This window comes from Streptosporangium sp. NPDC023825 (genome assembly GCF_040639575.1).
GTDB lineage: Bacteria > Actinomycetota > Actinomycetes > Streptosporangiales > Streptosporangiaceae > Streptosporangium.
On the sequence record NZ_JBFAAE010000023.1, the window covers coordinates 34,782 to 53,296 of the forward strand.

Sequence of the window (18,515 nt, forward strand, 5' to 3'; positions counted from 1 at the left end):
GGCCGGGGCGCGGCGGTCACGGCGGTCACGGAGGGAGCGGGCGCATCGCGGTGATCGGCGGAGACGGTGACCCCAGCGACCCCAGCGACCACGGCGACTACGCACTCGGCAGCGGGGTCGTACGCGTTTCCGCTGATGGCAACCAGCTCATCCGTCGCAAGAATGGCTTCAGCCGACAAAAAGGATCGATTACCACTTGATGCCAGGCTCAAGCCACTTGGGAGACAGATTGAGGTACGAACTGCTCGGGCCACTGCGACTGGTGGACGAGAACACGCGCACGGTCAACGCGCCCAAGGTGGAGACCTTGCTGGCCGCCCTGCTGATCCGCGCGAACCAGCCGGTCTCGACGGACGAGCTGATCGACGAGTTGTGGGGAAACGAGCCTCCCCGGCGTGCCCGTGCCGCGCTGCACGTCTACATCTCCCACCTGCGCAAGAACTTCGTCCAACCGGCGGTCGACGGCGCGGCGCTCCGGACCCACGCTCAGGGGTACCTGCTGGAGGTCGAGAAGTCGTCGGTCGACGTGTTCATCCTCCGGGCCCTGCACGCCGAGGGACGGGCCGTGCCGGAGACCGATCCGGAGCGGGCGCTGGGCGTCTCCGCCGCCGCCGCGGGCCTGTTCCGCGGGCCGGTCCTGACGGGGATCAACAACGGGCTCATCGTGGGCACCTTCGCCCGGTGGGTGGAGGAGGTGCGGCTGGAGTGCCTGGAGACGGTCGCGCGCTGCTCGCTGCAGCTCGGAAGGCACCGGGAGCTGATCGGCGACCTGTCGGCGTGGGTCGAGGAGTACCCGCTGAACGAGAACCTCCGCGAGCACCTCATGCTGGCCCTCTACCGCTCCGGCCGGCGGGCCGAGGCGCTGGAGGTCTTCCAGTCCGCCCGGCAGACGCTGCGGGAGGAACTCGGCCTCGATCCGCGCAGGACGATGCGCAGGCTGCAGTTCGCGATCCTCGAAGCGGACACCGATTACGCGATCGCGGGCTGAGAGCGCCGGCACGTTCCCCTCGCAGGACGGTGCCGGCGCTCACGTCCCGCTCAGCCCCGGGCCGGTTCGGCCCGGCGCGCCCCGGGACCGAACCAGAAGAGCAGCGCCACCGCCAGGGCCAGCACTATCGCCGCGCAGGCCCAGGCGAACACCGTCGAGATGTTCTCCGCGACGCCGCCGCCGCCCCCGGTGAACGGGATCAGCAGGGCCGCCAGGCCCAGCGACCCTCCGATGGTCAGCGCCGTCTGCAGCAGGCCGGCGGTGACACCCGCGTACTCGGGCGGGGCGGTGGTCAGAATGATCATATTGAACGGGATGATGGCCACGCCGACGCCGAGTCCCATCACGACGAGCGCCGGGAGCACGCCGGCCAGGTAGGTGCTGTCGGTGCCGAGGCGGGTCAGCCACGCCACCCCTGCCAGCACCACGACCAGGCCGAGTATCGCGCGGGCCTGCGGGCTCACGGACGCGATGTGCCTGGTGAGCAGCTGGGTGACGGCGAGCAGCGCCAGGCCGAAGGGCAGGATGGCCAGCCCGCTCCGCAGCGCGTCCAGCCCGAGCACACCCTGCAGGTACTGGACCAGGTAGATCAGGAAACCGGTGAGCACCGCCGCGAGCAGCAGCAGGCACAGCAGGGCTCCCGCCCGTTGCCTGCCGGCGAAGACCACCAGCGGCAGAAGCGGCTCCTCGGTGCGCCGGTCCCATACCAGCAGCGCCGCCGCCAGCACGACCGCCGTGCCCAGTGAGATCAGTGCCCCGGTCTCGCCCCAGCCGTTCTCGGCGGCGCGTACCAGCCCGTAAACGGCGGCGGTGACGGCCACGGTGCCCAGCAGGGCGCTCGGCAGGCCGAGCGGGCGCGACCGGGTGGCCTCGTCGCGCAGCCCCAGCACCTTGACGGAGACGGCCATGATGACCAGGCCGATGGGCACGTTGACCAGCAGGCTCCAGCGCCAGTCCCCCGCCCAGGTCAGCACGCCGCCCAGGACCATGCCGGCGGAGGCGCCCAGCCCGGTGACGGTGGAGTACAGACCGAAGGCGCGCTGCCGGCGCTCCCCCTCGAAGATGATCGCCAGCAGCGCCAGGCCGGTCGGGCCGGCGATCGCCGCGCCGGCACCCTGCAGGACCCGGCCGAGCAGCAGGACCTCCAGGTTGGGCGCGAGGCCGGCCAGCAGCGAGGCCACGACGACCAGCCCGATTCCGGCGAGGAAGACCCGGCGGTGGCCGAGCACGTCGCCGAGCCGGCCCGCGAGCAGCAGGAGCCCGCCGAAGGCGAGCAGGAAACCGTTCGGCACCCACGATCCGCCGGTGATCGAGAGTCCCAGATCGGACTGCAGGGTCGGCAGCGCGACATTCACGATGGTGCCGTCGAGCTGCAGCGTGAACTCCGCGCCGACTATCGCGGTGAGCGCGAGGGCCCACGGCCGGGCGGGGGCGCCCCGGGCCGGAACCCCGTCGGAAACGCCGTCGGAGACGCTGTCGGTACTCAATGGGACCTCCAGGGCCGATCACCCGGCACATACTGAGGCACCCTCAGTTTAGAGGCCGGAGCTATACTGAGGAAGTCTCAGCTTGGATGGGAAGAGTCAAGCTGAGGGCGCCTCAGTATGTCAAGCGGGAGGTTCGATGACGACCGGTACGCCCCATATCGCCCAACGTCCCAGACGGGCCGACGGCCGGCGCAACTACGACGCGATCCTGGCCGCGGCCCGCAAGGCGTTCGAGGCCGACGGCTCCGAGGCGTCGCTGGAGAGCATCGCCGCCCAGGCCGGCGTGGCGATCGGCACGCTGTACCGACACTTCCCCGCCCGCGCCTCGCTGGTGGAGGCCGCCACCAGGGACGGGCTGGCCGACCTCGTCGCCCACGCCGAGCGGCTGGCCTCCTCCCCCGACCCGCTGCTGGCACTGTCGGAGTGGATGGAACGGGCCGTACGGCACTTCAGCACCTTCCGCGGGCTGGTCGGCATCCTCGCGCAGAGCATGTACGACGAGGGGACCCCCTCGCACGCCATGTGCAGCGCGATGCATCACGGCGGCGCGGACCTGCTCCGCGCCGCGCAGGCCGCCGGTCTGGTGCGCGCCGACCTGACCCCCGACGAGCTGTTCGCCGTCCTCAGCGGCGTCGCCTGGGTGCGCGAGCAGTCCCTGCCCGGCAGGGACGGCAGCCCTCGCATCCTCCGCCTCTTCCTGGAAGGGATCACCACGCGCGACCGGGAGCCCTGAGCGGGCCGGGCCGACCCGCCCGTCCCCGGCAGCGGGCGACCGGGCGCGCCGCGCGATCCCTCGTCGATGGATGGTGATAAAAACCAACCAATTAGGTAGGCTTATAGTGTTTCCCGTCGGCACCGGACCCGGGGACCGGCACCCGAACCTCGCAGCCCGTCACCGACGGAAACGCCGGCCCGTACGCCCAAGGGAGCGCGATCAGGGCCACCTGCCGTTTTTCCTTCACGAACGCCTGGGGTCCTCACAGACATGAGTTCGTACGAAGAGAGCCTCTCCGACGCCGCGTCCGTCGCCGCGTCCGTCGCCGTGGTCCGCACGGCCGAGCTGGGCAGATTGCAGCACCTGACCTGGGGGCCCGGAAGCGAAGGGCGTCTCATCGCCCTGTTCGGCGAGCCCGGGGCCGGCAAGACGCACCTGCTCTCCGCGCTCGTGCGGGACCGGCAGTGGACCGCCCTGCCCGCCACCGTCTACCGCTGCTCGCGCAGCGACAGGGAGGGCACGATGAACACCGTCAGGAAGATGCTGCGGCGGGCCCGGCTGTCCTCCGAGCGCCATCGGGAGTCACCGGGGGTGACCGGCCTGTCCCGCCGCCGGCGGCAGCCGGACCGCGAGCTGGTGGTGATCGAGGACGCCCACCTCGCCGACGAGCGGACCATCCACGAGCTGGCCGGGATCGCCGAGGGCGCCTGCCCGCCGCTGGTCGACGTGGTCGTGTCGCTGCGTCCCCGGCAGACGCCCGAGGCGCTGACCGAGGCCGTCTCCCTCGGCGCGGCCTTCGGCCGCACCGCGCGCATCGAGCTGGCACCGCTCGGCGACGAGCAGATGCTCGCCATGACGCCCGCCCCGCCCCCGTACGACCTCCGCCGTCGCAGCCGCGGCAACCCGTTCAACCTGCGCGCCCTGCAGGCCCTCGAGCACAGCGCGCGGTCCGGAAGCGACACCGCCGTCGCCCCGTTCGAGTTCGCCGTGCTCACCGAGGTCCGGGGCCTCACGCTGAGCGAGCGCTACGTGCTGAACGCCGCGGCGATCCTGCGCTCGCGTTTCGACGTCGAACTGCTCGCCGAGGTCGCCGAGCTGGACGCGCTGGTGGTCTCCGCCGCCGTACGCGGGCTGGTCCGGCGCGACCTGGTGCGGGTCGAGCCGGTCGGCGCGCTGTTCTCCGTCCGGGACGAGGTCTTCGGCACGCTGCTGCGCAGGACGATCGACCCCTGCTGGGCCACCCGGGCCCACCAGCGCGCCCTGCGCCTGCTCTCCGCCCGCGGTCAGGTCGGCACGCAGCTCGGCTTCCACCTGGTCAGCTCGCTGTCGCGGGTCCGCGCGAGCGAGCTGGCGCGGATCGTGGACGCGTCCTACGAGATCATGGAGACGGACGTCGCCGAGTGCGTCTCCTGGCTCACACCGGTGATCGCCGAGGCGCCCGTCTCCAGTGAGATCGGGACGCGCGCCCGGCTGGCACTGAGCACGGCGTTCGGGCGGGTCGGGCGGATGACCGAGAGCCGGGACCTGCTCTTCCTGGTGCACGAGTCCGGCGGCTCGGTGGACCCGCTCGCGCTGGCCGGGCAGGTCGCCTCCGTGTCGATGGTCGAGGCCGTGCTCAGCCAGGACGTGCAGACCCTCGGCCTGCTCAACGAGCATCTCGCCTGGCCGGACCTGCGAAGCTCACCGGTCTGGCCGCATCTGGTCTTCGCGCGGGGCTTCCGCACGACCATGCTCGGCCGGATACCGGTGAGGGCCGAGATCGAGCAGGCCCTCCAGGCGGCCCGCGCCGGTCGCGACGATCTCACCGCCGCCGGTCTGCTCGGCCTCCGAGCCCTGGAGGCGACCTTCTCCGGCGAGGTGGACCGGGCGCTGGCCGACGCGACCGCCGCGGGCGAGATGCTGGACCGCGCTCCGGAGCACCTGGTGGCGCGCCACCTGGAGGGTCTGTTCGTGGTCGTCCTCACCCATCTCTACCTGGGCCGCTACGTGGACGCCCAGCGGCAGGTGCGGCGGGGCGTCGACGTCGCCCGCCACCGTCAGCGGATCTTCCTGCTCCCGGCGCTGCTGGTCCTGCTCAGCGAGTCCGAGCGCCACCTGGGCCAGCTCGAACAGGCGCGCGAGGCCGCCAACGCCGCCATCATCGAGTCCGGCCCGGACAACTCCCTCAGGCACACCCAGGCGGTCGCGCTCAAGTCCGCGGCCGAGGTCTGGATGCAACCGGTGGGCAGCGGGAGGGCCAGGTCCCTCGCACAGCAGGCGCTGGCCCGGCAGTCACCGTCGCAGGCCAACGTCAACGGAAGCGCCTCGATCGCCGCGCTGACCCTCGCCAGGTGCGCGTGGCTCGACGGCGACCCCGCGCACTGCGTCGCCCTCCTGCTCAACGAGGGCAAGGGAGCCGACCTGCGGACCATCCCCGTGGCCTACCGGAACACCGTCTGGGAGATGCTGTGCGCCGCCGGGATGGACGCCGGCATGCCCCTGGACGGCTGGGTGCGCAGAAGCCAGGAACACGCCCGCGCCGTTCCGATGCCGCACAACCTCTCCTACGCCGACCTCACCCGGGGGCACCTCTGCCGCGTACGAGGCTCGCTCGCCGAGGCGGCGCGGTGCTACCACGACGCGGCCGGCCGCTTCGCGTCGGCGGGGATGGGGATCGAGCAGTGCTACGCGCTGGGACAGGAGGCACGCGTGCTCGGCGAACTGGGCCAGGCCGACCGGTCGTCCCGCACGGCCAGGCTCGCCGCCGAGATGGCGCACCGGTCGGGGGCGGTGACCATGCTCGACTGGCTCGGCAGGCAGGTGAGCGCGCCGGTTCCCGCCGAGCTCGAACCGGAGACCGGGCCCGTGGAGATGTTCGGCCGGCTCACGCACCGCGAGCGTGAGATCGCGCTGCTCATCTGCACGGGCATGAAGCGCCGCGAGATCGCCGACCGGCTCACCATCAGCATGCGGACCGTCGACGTCCACCTGACCCGGATCTATCGAAAGACCGGGGTGAGCTCCCGGATGGAACTCGCCCTGGCGACACGGCGGAAAACGGCCGGCCACGACCATGCCGCACGCTTTTAGGACCGCTTGAGCCGTTCTTCCTAATGTCGGTTCCTGCGAGCCTCCGCGATCCGGACGGCGGCTCGGGAGGCCGCCCAGGAGGCGATCATGGATTTCCGCGTGCTGTCCGCCCGGATCTCACCGGTGCTCGACACGGTGAGCTCCTGGGCGCAACCGCTACGTCCGGCGGAGCTGCGAGGCCTCGCTGCGGCGGCTCGGTGTCGACCACATCGACCTGTTCTACCTCACGCGCGTCGACACCGAGGTCGGCGTCGAGGAGACCGTCGGCGCGATGGCCGAGCTGGCCGCCGCCGGGAAGATCCGTGAGATCGGGTTGTGCGAGGCCGGCCCCGGCACCCTGCGGCGCGCCCACGCGGTGGCCCCGATCGCCGCGCTGCAGACCGAGTGGTCGCTGTGGTCGCGGGACATCGAGCAACGGATCGAGCAACGGATCGTCGCGACGTGCCGGGAGCTGGGCATCGCGCTGGTGCCGTACTCCCCGCTGGGCCGGGGCTTCCTCAGCGGTGACATCCGTTCCCCGGAGCAGCTGGAGGAGGGCGGCTTCCGCCGCTTCGGGCTGCCCCGGTTCACCCCGGACAACCTGTCGCGCAACCTCGCCCTGGCCGACCGTCTCGTCGAGCTCGCCGGCGAGCTGCGGGTCACGGCGGCGCAACTGGCGCTGGCGTGGTTGCACCATCGGGGTTCGGACGTGATTCCCATTCCGGGAACGAGGCGCCGCGCCCACCTGGAGGAGAACGTCGACGCCGCCTTCCTGAGCCTCACCCCGGCCGACCTGGCCGCCGTGGAGGCGGCCGTGCCCCCGGACGAGGTGTACGGGCAGCGCTGGAACGAGCAGAGCATGCGGTTCGTCGACCGCTGAGAACGCCCCGGGAACGACCCGGGAACCTGAGAACGACCCGGGAACGGCCGGTGGGCCGATGGGACGCGGCGCTGCGTCCCACCGGCCCACCGGCCCACCGGCCCGCGCCGATCCCGTCCTCAGCCGCCCGGTACCCGCGCGGCGCTCACGGGCGCGACGGCGATCGCCCGGGACGGGCACAGGTCCTCGGCCGTCTCCACGGCCTCCCGGACGTCCTCGCCCGGATCCGCGTCGAGGACGACGACCAGGCCGTCCTCCCCGTGGTCGAACACCGCGGGCGCGCTGATCGCGCAGTGGCCGGCGGCCATGCAGCGACGCCGGTCGGCGGTCACCTTCATCGTGTCTCTCCTCTCACCACTCGACGGGCAGGGTGTGGACACCTTGCATGGTGCCTCCGCCGCGCGCGGGCAGCCTGTCCGGCGGCACGGTGAGCCGCAGGTCCGGGATCCGGTCGAAAAGGACGGCGAACGCCACCTCCAGTTCCGTCCGCGCCAGGTTCTGGCCGAGGCACTGGTGGATGCCGAACCCGAACGTGAGGTGATGGCGTCCGGAGGCGGCGTTGCGCCCGTCGGCGCGACGGACGTCGAACCTGTAGGGGTCGGGGAAGACCGCGGGGTCGCGGTCGGTCATCGAGGAGGACACCAGGACTCCCTCGCCGGCCCGGATGACAGGTCCGTCGATGTCGATGTCCTCGGTCGCCACCCGCACTCCCGAGACGTCCGTCACCGACACCATGCGCAGCAACTCGTCCACCGCGGCGGGCAGCACGCCCGGGTCGGCGCGCAGCGCCGCCAGCCGGTCCGGGTGCTCCAGCAGGGTGACCACCCCGAGCGCGATCATCTGGGACGTCGTGTCGTGCCCTCCGATCAGCAGCGCCAGCGCGATGCGCACCAGGTCCTCCCGGGTCAGGTCACCGTCCTCGTCGATCTCGCCCACCAGACGGCTCAGCACCCCCGAGCCGCCGGGCCCGCGTTCCTTCACGGTGATCAGCTCGTCCAGGTAGTCCCAGAGCGCCTGGCCCGCCCACACGGCCAGGCCGAGCGCGGACACGATGTCCTCGAACTGGGGGCGCATCCCGCGGACCGTCTTGAGGCCGAAGTGCGGGTTGAGAATTGCTCATGAATCGACGGGACCGGCCCGGTGGAACCGGGGAACCGCATCTAGAAGGGTCTTTGTGTATTGGTGCTCCGGGGCTTCGAAAACCTTTCTTATGTCGCCGGACTCGACCACTTTCCCGTCTTTCATCACCACCGCCTCGTGGCTGATCCGGCGGACGACGCCCAGGTCGTGGGAAATGAATACGTAGGCCACGCCGAGCCTCTCCTGGACGTCGGCCAGGACGTCGAGCACCTGTGCCTGGATCACCGCGTCCAGGGCCGAGACCGGTTCGTCGCAGATGATGACGTCCGGTCGCGGGGCCAGTGCCCGCGCGATGGCGAGGCGCTGCCGCTGTCCTCCGGACAGTTCCCGCGCCCGCCGGCCGAGCACCCCCTCGCCGAGGCCGACGTGCTCCAGCAGCTCCGCCACCCGCCGCGCGCGTTCGGCGGCGCCGGGGACGCCCTCCGCCCGCAGGGGCTCCTCGAGGAGCTGCCGGGCGGTGTAGCGGGGGTCGAAGGAGGCCAGCGGGTGCTGGTAGATCATCTGAACCCGGCGGCGGGCCGTCCGCCGCTCGGGGCCGCGCAGCCCGGTCCAGGGCCGCCCGTCGACCTCGACCCGGCCGGCGTCCGGCGCGACCGGTCCCAGCAGCAGCCGGCCCACGGTCGTCTTGCCCGACCCCGACTCGCCGACGATCCCGAGCGTCTCACCGGCCCGTACCTCGACCGACACCTCGTCCACCGCGGTGAACGCGCCCCTGCCCGGCAGCCTGTACCTCTTGACCAGCCCGCCGGCGCGCAACACCACCTGTCCGGGAGCGGGGTCCGGGTCCGGTGCGGCGGGCGCGGTGCCCGCCCCCCGCGCGGCCCCGCGGCCCCGCCCGAGCGCGGCGGCGACCAGGGTCCTGGTGTACGGGTGGGACGGCGCCTGGAGCACCTTCCGCGTCGGGCCGTCCTCGACGAACCGCCCGCCCTTCATCACGTACACGTGGTCGGCGATCTCCGCGACGACACCGAGGTCGTGGCTGACGAGCAGGATCGCCGTGCCGTCGCCCGCCCGCTCGCTCAGCAGCCGGAGCACCTGCCGCTGCACGGTCGCGTCCAGCGCCGTCGTCGGCTCGTCGGCGATGAGCAGGTCGGGCCGCGCGGCCAGGGCCGAGGCGATCAGGGCGCGTTGCCGCAGCCCGCCCGACATCTCGTGCGAGTACTGCCGGGCCCTGCTCTCGGGGAAGGGGACGCCCACCGAGCCGAGCAGCCGTACGACCTCGTCGCCGATCTCTTTCGGGGGAACGATCCGGTGCTCGCGCAGGGGCTCGGCCACCTCGGCGCCGACGCGGCGCAGCGGGTCGAGGGAGCCCAGGGCGTCCTGCAGGACGAAGCCGATGCGCCGCCCTCGCAGCGCGCGCCAGCGGCGGCCCCGCACCCGGCGCAGGTCGAGCCCGCCGAACGCGAGTTCGCCGGCCCGCACGTCGGCGCCGTCGCCGGCCAGTCCCACCAGGCTGCGCGCCGTGACGCTCTTGCCGGAGCCGGACTCACCGACGATCGCCACCACCTGCCCGCGGTCGATCCGGAAGGACACGCCCCGCACCGCGTCGACGTGCCCGCGGCCCGCCGGGAAGCGGACGGCCAGGTCCCGGACGGAGAGCAGTTCCCGCGTGTTCCCGGAGGCCGGGCTCGTGTCCGTCGCGTCCCCGGAGGCCGGGCTCATGTCCGCCCCCGTTCGATCCGCCGTTGCAGGTGCCCGCCGACGGCGGTGACGGCCAGGACCGCGACGGTGATGGCGATCCCGGGGAACGCCGCCGGCCACCAGGCGATCGCGAGGAACTCCTGGCTGTCGGCCAGCATCGCGCCCCACTCCGCGGTCGGCGGCTGGGGGCCGAGGCCCACGAAGCTCAGCGAGGAGCCCGCCACGATCATCGCGCCCAGGGTCACCGTCGCCAGCGCCATGACCGGGCCGAGCGCGTTGGGCAGGATGTGCCGCAGGACCACCTGGGCGCGCGACCAGCCGAACCCGTGGGCCGCCTCGACGTAGTGCGCTCCGCGCAGTCTGATCACCTCCGCGCGTGTCACCCGGGCGAAGCCCGGCAGGGAGATCACCGCCAGGCCCACGCTGGCCGGGCCGCCGCCGGGTCCCAGCACCGCGACGACCAGGAACACCAGCAATAGGCCCGGGACGGAGAGGGTCACGTCGAGCGACCTGCTGAGCACCTGGTCCACGGCCCGGCCGAACTGTGCGGCGGCGACCCCGACCAGGACGCCCCCGGCGAGCGCCAGCCCGACCGCGCCGGCGCCGATCAGCAGGGAGGGGCCGGCTCCGTGCACGATCCTGGCGTACAGGTCCCGGCCGTTCTGGTCGGTGCCGATCCAGTGCTCGCCGCTCGGCGGCCGCAGCGTCGCGTTCAGGTCCGCCGCGTCGGGATCGGTCCCGGTGAACAGCGACGGCAGGAGCGCCGCCACGGCCAGCAGCGCCAGCACGATCGCCCCGGGCCAGAAGCTCTTGGCCATGGTCAGCTCACCGCCTCTCGCGTCCTGGGGTCGATCATCCAGACGAGGATGTCGACCGCGATGTTGACCAGCACGAACACGGCCGCGGTGAGCAGCACGATCGCGATCACCACCGGCATGTCCTTGTTCTGCACCGCGAACAGCACCAGCCGGCCGATTCCCTGCCGGGAGAAGACGATCTCGATGATCACCGCGCCTCCGACGAGCGAGCCGGCGATCCAGCCCAGGAGCGTGGTGGCGGGCAGCAGCGCGTGCCGCAGCACGTGCCGCAGGCGCAGCGCGAGCTCGCCGATGCCCCGCGAGCGGGCGGTCACCACGAACGGGTCCTCCAGCGCGCGCAGCAGCCCGTCCCGCAGCACCCCCGTCATCACCGCGACCGGCCCGGCGGCCAGCGCGGCGGTCGGCAGCACGAGACCGGACAGGGAGGAGGTCCCGATGGCCGGGAACCAGCGCAGGTTGAAGGAGAACACCGTCAGCAGCAGCAGCCCGAGCCAGAAGGGCGGCAGCGCCACCACCAGCGACTCGCCCGCGGAGAACGACGACCGCACCCACCGCCGGCGGTTCGCGCTCGCCACCGCGAGCAGGACGGAGGCGACCAGCGTGACCAGCAGGGTCGCCAGGACCAGCAGCAGGGTGTGGGGCAGCTGGGATCCGATGGCGTCCCACACCGGCCTGCGCAGCACGTACGACTCGCCGAACTCCCCGTGCGCGATCCTGCCGAGGTAGGCCAGGTACTGCGCCGCGAGCGGGTCGTCGAGCCGGTGGTCGGCGATGATCCGGTCGCGCACCTCCGGGGTCACGGAGGAGCGGGCGAGCAGCACGTCGGCGGTGCCGCCCGGCATCACCCGCAGCAGGAGGAACGTCGCCGTGACCGCTCCCCACAGCACGGCGGCCGAGGCGGCCACGCGCACCAGCACGAGACGCGCCGGGCCGGTGCGGCGGCGTGGGGGGCCCGCGGCCGCCGCCTCGGCCGCGGGCGCCTTCAGGAGGCCAGCCATGCGCCGTACAGGTCGGGCGTGCCGTCGGCGTTGAAGCCGATCTCCCGGACGCCGTCGCGCACGGTCACCGTGGACAGGGGTGAGTAGACGGGCAGGACCGCGGCGTCCTCGGTGACGCGCCTCTGCACCTCGGCGTAGGCGCGGTGCTGCCCGGCCTGGTCCTCGGCGTCGAGCGCGCGCCGGAAGCCGGCCTCCACCGCCGGGTTGTCGTAGCGTGCCATGTTGTTGCTGATCCCGCGCTCGGGCGTGGGGATGTTGTCCGCGCCGAACAGCACGCGCAGCACGTCCGGTCCGGGCGCGGAGAAGCTGGTGTCGATCAGTTCGTAGTCGCCGTCCAGCAGGCGCTTGACGAAGGTCCCGCCGTCGAGGTTCTCCTCGACCAGTTCGACGCCGAGCTGCTTGGCGGCGGACTGGACCTGCGTGGCGAGGTTGGCCACGGACCCGTCGGACCACATGTGGCGAAGGGTCAGCCGCTTGCCGTCCTTCGTCCGGTATCCGGCCTCGTCGCGGCCGGTCCAGCCGGCCTGGTCGAGCAGCCGCGCCGCGCCGGCCGGGTCGTGGGCGTAGGCCCGGGCCAGCGAGCCGTCGTAGCCGGGCGTGCCGGCCGAGAGCACGCCCCGGGCCCCCTGGTACACCCCGAAGTAGACGTTCTTCACGATCTGTCCCCAGTCGATGCCGGCGCGCAGCGCCTTGCGCACGTTCACGTCGCTGAGCGGGCCGTTCGCGGTGTTCGGCCAGTAGCTGTAGTTGATCCCGGGGTACGGCGTCGAGTGCACGGTGAAACCGGGCAGGTTCCTGACCGTGCTGAGGCTCGTCGGCGACAGCGCGGTGACCGCGTCGACCTGGCCGCTGGTGAGCGCGCCCAGCCGGGCCGTGTTGTCCGGCACGACCTTGACCTCGATCCGGTCCAGCCGCACCTGGCCCTGGCGCTCCTCCGGCGGCGAGGTGTGGGAGGTGTTCCTGACGTAGTCGATGCCCTTCTGCGGCACGAGCCCCGTGTCACTGCGGAACGGGCCGGTTCCGACGATCTTCGCGCACAGCGCGGAGGGGGAGCCCTTGAGCGTGCGTGGGGACTGGATGCCCAGGTTGGGCAGGGCCAGCGCGCCCAGGAGTCCCGAGTCGGGCCGCTTGAGCCTGACCTCGACCGTGGAGGGGCCGACGGCCCTGGCCGACCGGTAGGCCGCGAGCAGGCTGCCGGCGAGCAGCGACTTCGTCTTCGGGTCCACCACGTGCTCGAGGTTGTCGACCACCGCCTGGGCGTCGAACTCCTCCCCGTCGGTGAACGTCACGCCCTGGCGGAGTTCGAAGGTGTAGACGAGCCGGTCCGGCGAGACCTTCCAGCCGGTGGCCAGCCATGGACGGATGCTCCCCCGGGCGTCCTGGTGGACCAGCGAGTCCAGGATCGGCCGGGTGAGCGCCCGGGCGGACTCGGTGGGGCTCTGGTGCGGGTCCAGGCACTCCGGTTCCTTCTCGACGGCCAGGCGCAGCGTGTCCCCGTTCCTGGGCTCCCCGGTGGGGCTCGCGCCCCCCGTCGAGGCGCCGTCCGCGCCGGCGGAGCATGCGGTGGCCAGTGCCAGTGCCAGCGTCAACGCGGCGGCCCCTGCCGTGGTGGCAGGCTTACGTGACCGGGACCTCGTAGCAGCGCCCATCCTCATCCTCATCGCTCAGACGTCGGCTCGCGCCGGAAGCGGTTCTCCGGCTGGACACACAGCGCTCGGCGGTTCTAAAGCCGGACTGAACGCGGGCGGGGGACGGCGCCGGCCGGTGCCGGGGCGCACCGGCCCGTGCGGGCCTACAGGGATGAGACGATCTTGGCGAGCAGCTCGTACGAGCGGATCCGGGCGGCGTGGTCGGGCACCTGGGTGAGCACGAACAGCTCGTCGGCGCGGGTCCGCCGCAGCAGCCCGGCCAGGCGGGGGGCGATCCTGTCCGGGGAGCCGACGAACTGCGGCTCGATCCGCTCCCGCAGGAAGCGCTCCTCCTGCGGGGTGAACGTGTGCGCCGCCGTCTCCGCCTCGGTGGGGAGCACGGTGGCCGGGTCCACGGTGCGCATCAGGATCTGGCCGAACACGAAGGAGGAGGCCAGCCGGTACGCCCGCTCGTCGGTGTCCGCGGCGACGACGATCGCCGCCACGCACGCGTGCGGTTCGGGCAGCCACGGCGAGGGCCGGAAGGCCCGCCGGTAGGTGTCGAGCGCCTCGGGGGCGCCGCCCCCCACGATCGCGTGCGCGTAGACGTAGGGCAGGCCCGCCCGGCCCGCGTAGGCGCCGCTGCCGGCGCTGGAGCCCACCATCCACAGCTCGGGCGGGATCGCGGCCTCCGGGATCGCCCGCACGCCGCCGCTGCCCCCGGCGAAGTACTCGCGCAGCTCGTTCAGCGCGTCGCCGAAGTCCAGCCGGCGCGGGTCGCCGAGGCGGGCCGCGACCTCGCCCGAGCCGCCCGGGGCGCGCCCGAGTCCCAGGTCGACCCGGCCGGGGTAGAGCCCGGCCAGGACCCCGAACTGCTCGGCGACCACCAGGGGCGAGTGGTTCGGCAGCAGCACCGCGCCCGAGCCGACCCGGATGCTGGAGGTCGCCTCCAGGATGGGCCCGGCGAGCACCGCCGGGCTCGACGCCGCCAGTGCCGGCGTGTTGTGGTGTTCGGCCACCCAGTGGCGCCGGTAACCGAGCGCCTCCACGGCCTTGGCCAGGTCGATCGAACGGCGCAGCGCGTCACCCGCCGTGTCGCCGCGCCAGACCGGCGCGGTGTCGTGCACCGAGACCGCGATTCCCTCAGGCAATGCCCTCTCCTTCATCCTGTTCGCACATGCGGAGGCATGCTGTTCGCGCACATACGGAGGCTTCCTCATGTTATGTCCGCAAGTTAAATCGAGGATGCCTCAGCTTGTCAACGCCGGTTCCGCACAGTGGCCGCGTACCGCGGGAGAACCCGCGGCGCGCCCCGCCGGGCACCACGCCGTCCCCGCCCGGGTCCGGCTCCCACCCCAGGGCGCGCGGACCGGCCGGCACGCCGGCCTTCCGCGCCGGAACGCTGACGACGCCCGCCGAAGCAGCACCGAGCGAGCGACGAACCATCCGGCCGGCGGCCCCCGCGGCACGCCGGCGGGCCCGGCGCATCGTCGGATCGACGTTCACCCGCCGTCTCACCGCGCCGGCCGTGCTCGCGAACAGGCCCTGACCCACCTCGCCGTCCCGCTACTCTCCGCGTTCGCCACATCACCTAACGTGGATGATTGATGCCTGCAAAGGGTACTAAACCTCTTTGAATGCCTAATCAACGGCATCGTCCATCAAGCACAACGGGGGAAACGATGACGGACTCCAAGGACACCAAGGATTCCAAGAACAAGGCCGCGAAGGGCTCGGGGAAGAGCAAGAAGGCCGCGATCAAGGCGACACGCTCGGCGAAGGAAGCGAAGAAACAGTCCGGGCAGCCCGAGGCCAGGGTGCCGGAGACGGGGCCCGCCCACCAGGGCGCGCGGGCCGCCCAGCCGCCGAGGGCGTGAAATCATGATCGGGTGACCGGGGTGAAACCCGGTCACCCGATCATGGAGTGACACGATGCCCGCCTACCTTCGATTTCCCACGATCTTCGGTGACATGGTCGTCTTCGCCGCCGAGGACGACCTGTGGATGGTCACCGCCGGCGGCGGGCGGGCCTTCCGGCTGACCGCCGGGGTGGCCGAGGCCGGATATCCGCGCTTCTCCCCCGACGGCGACCTGCTCGCCTTCGTCGGCCGCGAGGAGGGGCCGGAGGAGGTCTACGTGATGCCCGCCGACGGCGGCGCGGCACAGCGGGTGACCTACCACGGGGCGCGCTCCAGCGTCACCGGCTGGGACCCCCGCGGCGGCGTCGTCTACGCCAGCGACCAGGGCCAGCCCTTCGACGGGCGCACCTGGCTGCACCGGGTGGAGCCGGGCGGGGTGCCCGAGCGCCTGCCGTACGGCCCGGCCAACACCATCTCGTACGGCCCGCGGATCGTGCTCGGCCGCAACACCGCCGACCCCGCCCGCTGGAAGCGCTACCGGGGCGGCACCATGGGCGACCTGTGGATCGAGACCGGCGAGGACGGGCGGTTCCGGCGGCTCACCGCGCTGCCCGGCAACCTCGCCTCGCCCTGCTGGACCGGGGACCGGGTCTACTTCATCTCCGACCACGAGGGGGTCGGCAACGTCTACTCCTGCGACGCGGACGGCGGCGGCCTGCGCAGGCACTCCGACCACACCGACTACTACGCCCGCAACCTGTCGGGCGACGGCCGCAGGCTCGTCTACCACGCCGGGGCCGAGCTGTACCTGGTGGAGGACGGGGAGTCGCGCCCGATCGAGGTGCGGCTGCGCAGCTCGCGCACCCAGCGCAACCGCCGTTTCGCCTCGGCCGAGGACTTCCTGGACAGCGCGACCCTAAGCCCCGACGGCGTCGGCCTGGCCGTCACCACCCGCGGCAAGGCGTTCTCCTTCGCCGCCTGGGAGGGTCCGGTGCGCCAGCACGGGGCGCTGTACGGGGTGCGGTACCGGCTGCTGAACTGGCTCAACGACGGCGAGCGGCTGGTGGCGGCGGCCAGCGACGAGGGCGACCGCGAGGTGCTGACGGTGCTCACCGCCGACGGCACCGTCGAACCTGCCAGGCTCGACCACCTCGACACCGGCCGCGCCATCGAGCTGGAGGTCTCCCCCGTGGCCGACCTGGTCGCGGTGGCCAACCACCGCAACGAGCTGATCCTGGTCGACCTCGCGCCCGGCCCCGCGACCGGCGGGGTCTCCGGCCGTACGGGTGAGGAGGACCGGGCGCGGGGCCGGGTGATCGACTCCAGCAGGTTCGGCGCGATCGAGGACCTGGCCTGGTCCCCGGACGGCCGCTGGCTGGCGTACGCCTGCCGCGACACCGCGCAGACGACGGCGGTGAAGCTGTGCCGCGTCGAGACGGGCGAGACGTTCCTGGCCACCCGGCCGGTGCTGTGGGACGCCCGCCCGGCCTTCGACCCGGGCGGCGACTACCTGTACTTCATCGGCCGGCGCGTCTTCAACCCGGTCTACGACGAGCTCCACTTCGACCTGAGCTTCCCCCTGGGCTCCCGCCCCTACGCGATCGCGCTCCGCGCCGACGTCACCTCGCCCTTCGTCCCCGAGCCCCGGCCGCTGGGGGACGACGATGACGACGACGGTGACGGCGACGACGGCGGCGAGAACGAGGGCGAGGGCGACGGGCCGCCCGAGGTGGTCATCGACCTGGACGGCATCGAGAACCGGGTCGTCGTCTTCCCCGTCCCCGAGGGACGCTACGACGCCATCGCCGGGATCAAGGGCAAGGCCGTCTACCTGACCTTCCCCGTCGAGGGCAGCCTGGGCGACGACTACGCCGACTCCTCCGACGGCACCCTGCACGTCTACGACTTCGCCAAGCAGAAGCAGGAGACCCTGGTCGGGGACGTGTCGGAGTTCGCGCTCGGCCGCGACGGGACCACGCTGCTCTACCAGTCGGGCAAGCGGCTGCGGATGGTCAAGGCGGGCGAGGAGCCCGAGGACGACGACGCGCCCGGCCGTGCGAGCGGGTGGGTGGACCTGTCCAGGGTGAAGGTCTCCATCCGGCCCGAGGCGGAGTGGCGGCAGATGTTCAGGGAGGCCTGGCGGCTGCAGCGGGAGAACTTCTGGACCGAGGACATGGCCGGGCTCGACTGGGACGACGTCTACCGCCGCTACCTGCCGCTGGTCGACCGGGTCACCACCCGGGGCGAGTTCTCCGACCTGCTGTGGGAGCTGCTCGGCGAGCTGGGCACCTCCCACGCCTACGAGAGCGGCGGCGCCTACCGGTCCCGGCCGCACTACCGGCAGGGCAAGCTGGGCGTCGACTGGGCCTTCGCGGACGGCGTCTACCGGATCGCGAGGATCGTCGGCGGCGACCGCTGGGACCCGGAGGCGACCTCGCCGCTCAACCGCCTCGGGGTGGACGTACGGCCGGGTGACGCGGTGCTGGCCGTGAACGGCCAGCCCGTCGGCGCGGACGCGAGCCCGGACGAGTTGCTGGTCAACCAGGCCGACCAGGAGGTCCAGCTGACGGTCCGGCGCGGGGACGAGCGGCGGACCGTCACCGTGCGGGCCATCGGCGACGAGCAGCCGGGCCGCTACCGCGACTGGGTGGAGGCCAACCGGGCCCGCTGCCACGAGCTCGGCGGCGGCCGGATCGGCTACCTGCACATCCCGGACATGGGCCCCGAGGGCTACGCCGAGTTCCACCGGGGCTTCCTCGCCGAGTACGACCGCGAGGCCCTCGTGGTGGACGTCCGCTTCAACGGCGGCGGCCACGTGTCGGCGCTGCTGCTGGAGAAGCTGGCCCGGCGCCGCCTGGGCTACGACTACCCCCGCTGGGGCGTGCCCGAGCCCTACCCCGACGAGTCGCCGCGCGGCCCGATGGTGGCCATCACCAACGAGTGGGCCGGCTCCGACGGCGACATCTTCAGCCACACGTTCAAGCTGCTGGGCCTGGGTCCCCTGATCGGCAAGCGCACCTGGGGCGGGGTGATCGGCATCTGGCCCCGGCACCACCTGGCCGACGGCACGGTCACCACCCAGCCGGAGTTCTCCTTCGCCTTCGACGACGTGGGCTGGCGGGTGGAGAACTACGGCACCGATCCCGACATCGAGGTCGACATCACCCCGCAGGACTACGCGGCGGGGGTGGACACCCAGCTGGACCGGGCGATCGAGGCGGCCAAGGAACGCCTGGTCCTCCAGCCGCCCCACACGCCCAACGCGGCGGCCAGGCCCCGGCTCGTGGTGCCGCGCCTGCCGCCCCGCTAGACG

At 72.7% G+C, this 18,515-nt stretch carries 13 protein-coding genes and 1 pseudogene; 6 read left to right on the top strand and 8 right to left on the bottom strand.

The genetic code is table 11. The features are described 5' to 3' along the window. Positions 1-229 precede the first annotated feature (229 nt). Positions 230-988 (top strand): AfsR/SARP family transcriptional regulator, encoded by a 759-nt coding sequence (locus tag AB0G15_RS21025; protein ID WP_362842133.1) that lies wholly within the window; start codon positions 230-232, stop codon positions 986-988. 50 nt (positions 989-1,038) lie between these two features. On the opposite strand, the gene AB0G15_RS21030 is transcribed toward AB0G15_RS21025, so the two are convergent. Continuing rightward, a complete protein-coding gene (locus AB0G15_RS21030; protein WP_362842136.1) occupies positions 1,039-2,475 on the bottom strand; it encodes an MFS transporter in 1,437 nt (478 codons plus the stop codon). Between the two features lie 136 nt (positions 2,476-2,611). On the opposite strand from AB0G15_RS21030, the gene AB0G15_RS21035 reads away from it, so the two are divergent. The 3 genes and pseudogenes from AB0G15_RS21035 to AB0G15_RS21045 all read left to right on the top strand — a co-directional run. Next, positions 2,612-3,208, top strand: a complete 597-nt coding sequence (locus AB0G15_RS21035) for a helix-turn-helix domain-containing protein (RefSeq protein ID WP_362695965.1) — start codon at positions 2,612-2,614, stop codon at positions 3,206-3,208. A 252-nt stretch (positions 3,209-3,460) separates the two neighbouring features. After that, positions 3,461-6,259, top strand: coding sequence for a LuxR C-terminal-related transcriptional regulator (locus AB0G15_RS21040; RefSeq protein ID WP_362842138.1), 2,799 nt, complete (start codon positions 3,461-3,463; stop codon positions 6,257-6,259). A 157-nt stretch (positions 6,260-6,416) separates the two neighbouring features. Continuing rightward, a pseudogene (locus AB0G15_RS21045) lies at positions 6,417-7,118 on the top strand (aldo/keto reductase); the annotation flags it as partial. Positions 7,119-7,237: 119 nt separating this feature from the next. On the opposite strand, the gene AB0G15_RS21050 reads toward AB0G15_RS21045, so the two are convergent. The 7 genes from AB0G15_RS21050 to AB0G15_RS21080 form a co-directional block, all read right to left on the bottom strand. Further along, complete coding sequence (locus AB0G15_RS21050; RefSeq protein WP_362842141.1) at positions 7,238-7,456, bottom strand: ferredoxin; 219 nt, start codon at positions 7,454-7,456, stop codon at positions 7,238-7,240. Between the two features lie 13 nt (positions 7,457-7,469). Next, entirely contained in the window at positions 7,470-8,192 is a 723-nt protein-coding gene (locus AB0G15_RS21055) for a cytochrome P450 (protein WP_362842143.1), read from the bottom strand. Positions 8,193-8,234: 42 nt separating this feature from the next. Beyond that, positions 8,235-9,920 carry an ABC transporter ATP-binding protein gene (locus tag AB0G15_RS21060; RefSeq protein ID WP_362842146.1) on the bottom strand — a complete coding sequence of 562 codons (1,686 nt, stop codon included), beginning with the start codon at positions 9,918-9,920 and terminating at the stop codon, positions 8,235-8,237. Continuing rightward, positions 9,917-10,717, bottom strand: coding sequence for an ABC transporter permease (locus tag AB0G15_RS21065; protein WP_362842149.1), 801 nt, complete (start codon positions 10,715-10,717; stop codon positions 9,917-9,919). The genes AB0G15_RS21060 and AB0G15_RS21065 overlap by 4 nt, the downstream gene beginning before the upstream one ends. A gap of 2 nt (positions 10,718-10,719) precedes the next feature. After that, entirely contained in the window at positions 10,720-11,715 is a 996-nt protein-coding gene (locus AB0G15_RS21070; protein WP_362842152.1) for an ABC transporter permease, read from the bottom strand. Then, positions 11,700-13,304 carry an ABC transporter substrate-binding protein gene (locus AB0G15_RS21075; protein WP_362842155.1) on the bottom strand — a complete coding sequence of 535 codons (1,605 nt, stop codon included), beginning with the start codon at positions 13,302-13,304 and terminating at the stop codon, positions 11,700-11,702. Before AB0G15_RS21075 ends, AB0G15_RS21070 begins: the two co-directional genes overlap by 16 nt. Before the next feature lie 203 nt (positions 13,305-13,507). Next, positions 13,508-14,494 carry an LLM class flavin-dependent oxidoreductase gene (locus AB0G15_RS21080; protein WP_362842157.1) on the bottom strand — a complete coding sequence of 329 codons (987 nt, stop codon included), beginning with the start codon at positions 14,492-14,494 and terminating at the stop codon, positions 13,508-13,510. Between the two features lie 531 nt (positions 14,495-15,025). On the opposite strand from AB0G15_RS21080, the gene AB0G15_RS21085 reads away from it, so the two are divergent. Both AB0G15_RS21085 and AB0G15_RS21090 read left to right on the top strand, forming a co-directional pair. Next, entirely contained in the window at positions 15,026-15,220 is a 195-nt protein-coding gene (locus AB0G15_RS21085) for a hypothetical protein (protein ID WP_362695961.1), read from the top strand. 55 nt (positions 15,221-15,275) lie between these two features. Beyond that, positions 15,276-18,512: a PDZ domain-containing protein gene (locus AB0G15_RS21090; RefSeq protein WP_362842160.1), complete on the top strand. Its 3,237-nt coding sequence runs from the start codon at positions 15,276-15,278 to the stop codon at positions 18,510-18,512. Positions 18,513-18,515: the final 3 nt, after the last annotated feature.

What these genes read in the sequence shown, in the direction of transcription:
- AB0G15_RS21050 (WP_362842141.1), bottom strand. Translation starts at nt 7,456, where the DNA reads ATGAAGGTGACCGCCGACCGGCGTCGCTGCATGGCCGCCGGCCACTGC.
- AB0G15_RS21035 (WP_362695965.1), top strand. Translation starts at nt 2,612, where the DNA reads ATGACGACCGGTACGCCCCATATCGCCCAACGTCCCAGACGGGCCGAC.
- AB0G15_RS21065 (WP_362842149.1), bottom strand. Translation starts at nt 10,717, where the DNA reads ATGGCCAAGAGCTTCTGGCCCGGGGCGATCGTGCTGGCGCTGCTGGCC.
- AB0G15_RS21090 (WP_362842160.1), top strand. Translation starts at nt 15,276, where the DNA reads ATGCCCGCCTACCTTCGATTTCCCACGATCTTCGGTGACATGGTCGTC.
- AB0G15_RS21060 (WP_362842146.1), bottom strand. Translation starts at nt 9,920, where the DNA reads ATGAGCCCGGCCTCCGGGGACGCGACGGACACGAGCCCGGCCTCCGGG.
- AB0G15_RS21085 (WP_362695961.1), top strand. Translation starts at nt 15,026, where the DNA reads ATGACGGACTCCAAGGACACCAAGGATTCCAAGAACAAGGCCGCGAAG.
- AB0G15_RS21040 (WP_362842138.1), top strand. Translation starts at nt 3,461, where the DNA reads ATGAGTTCGTACGAAGAGAGCCTCTCCGACGCCGCGTCCGTCGCCGCG.
- AB0G15_RS21070 (WP_362842152.1), bottom strand. Translation starts at nt 11,715, where the DNA reads ATGGCTGGCCTCCTGAAGGCGCCCGCGGCCGAGGCGGCGGCCGCGGGC.
- AB0G15_RS21055 (WP_362842143.1), bottom strand. Translation starts at nt 8,192, where the DNA reads ATGCGCCCCCAGTTCGAGGACATCGTGTCCGCGCTCGGCCTGGCCGTG.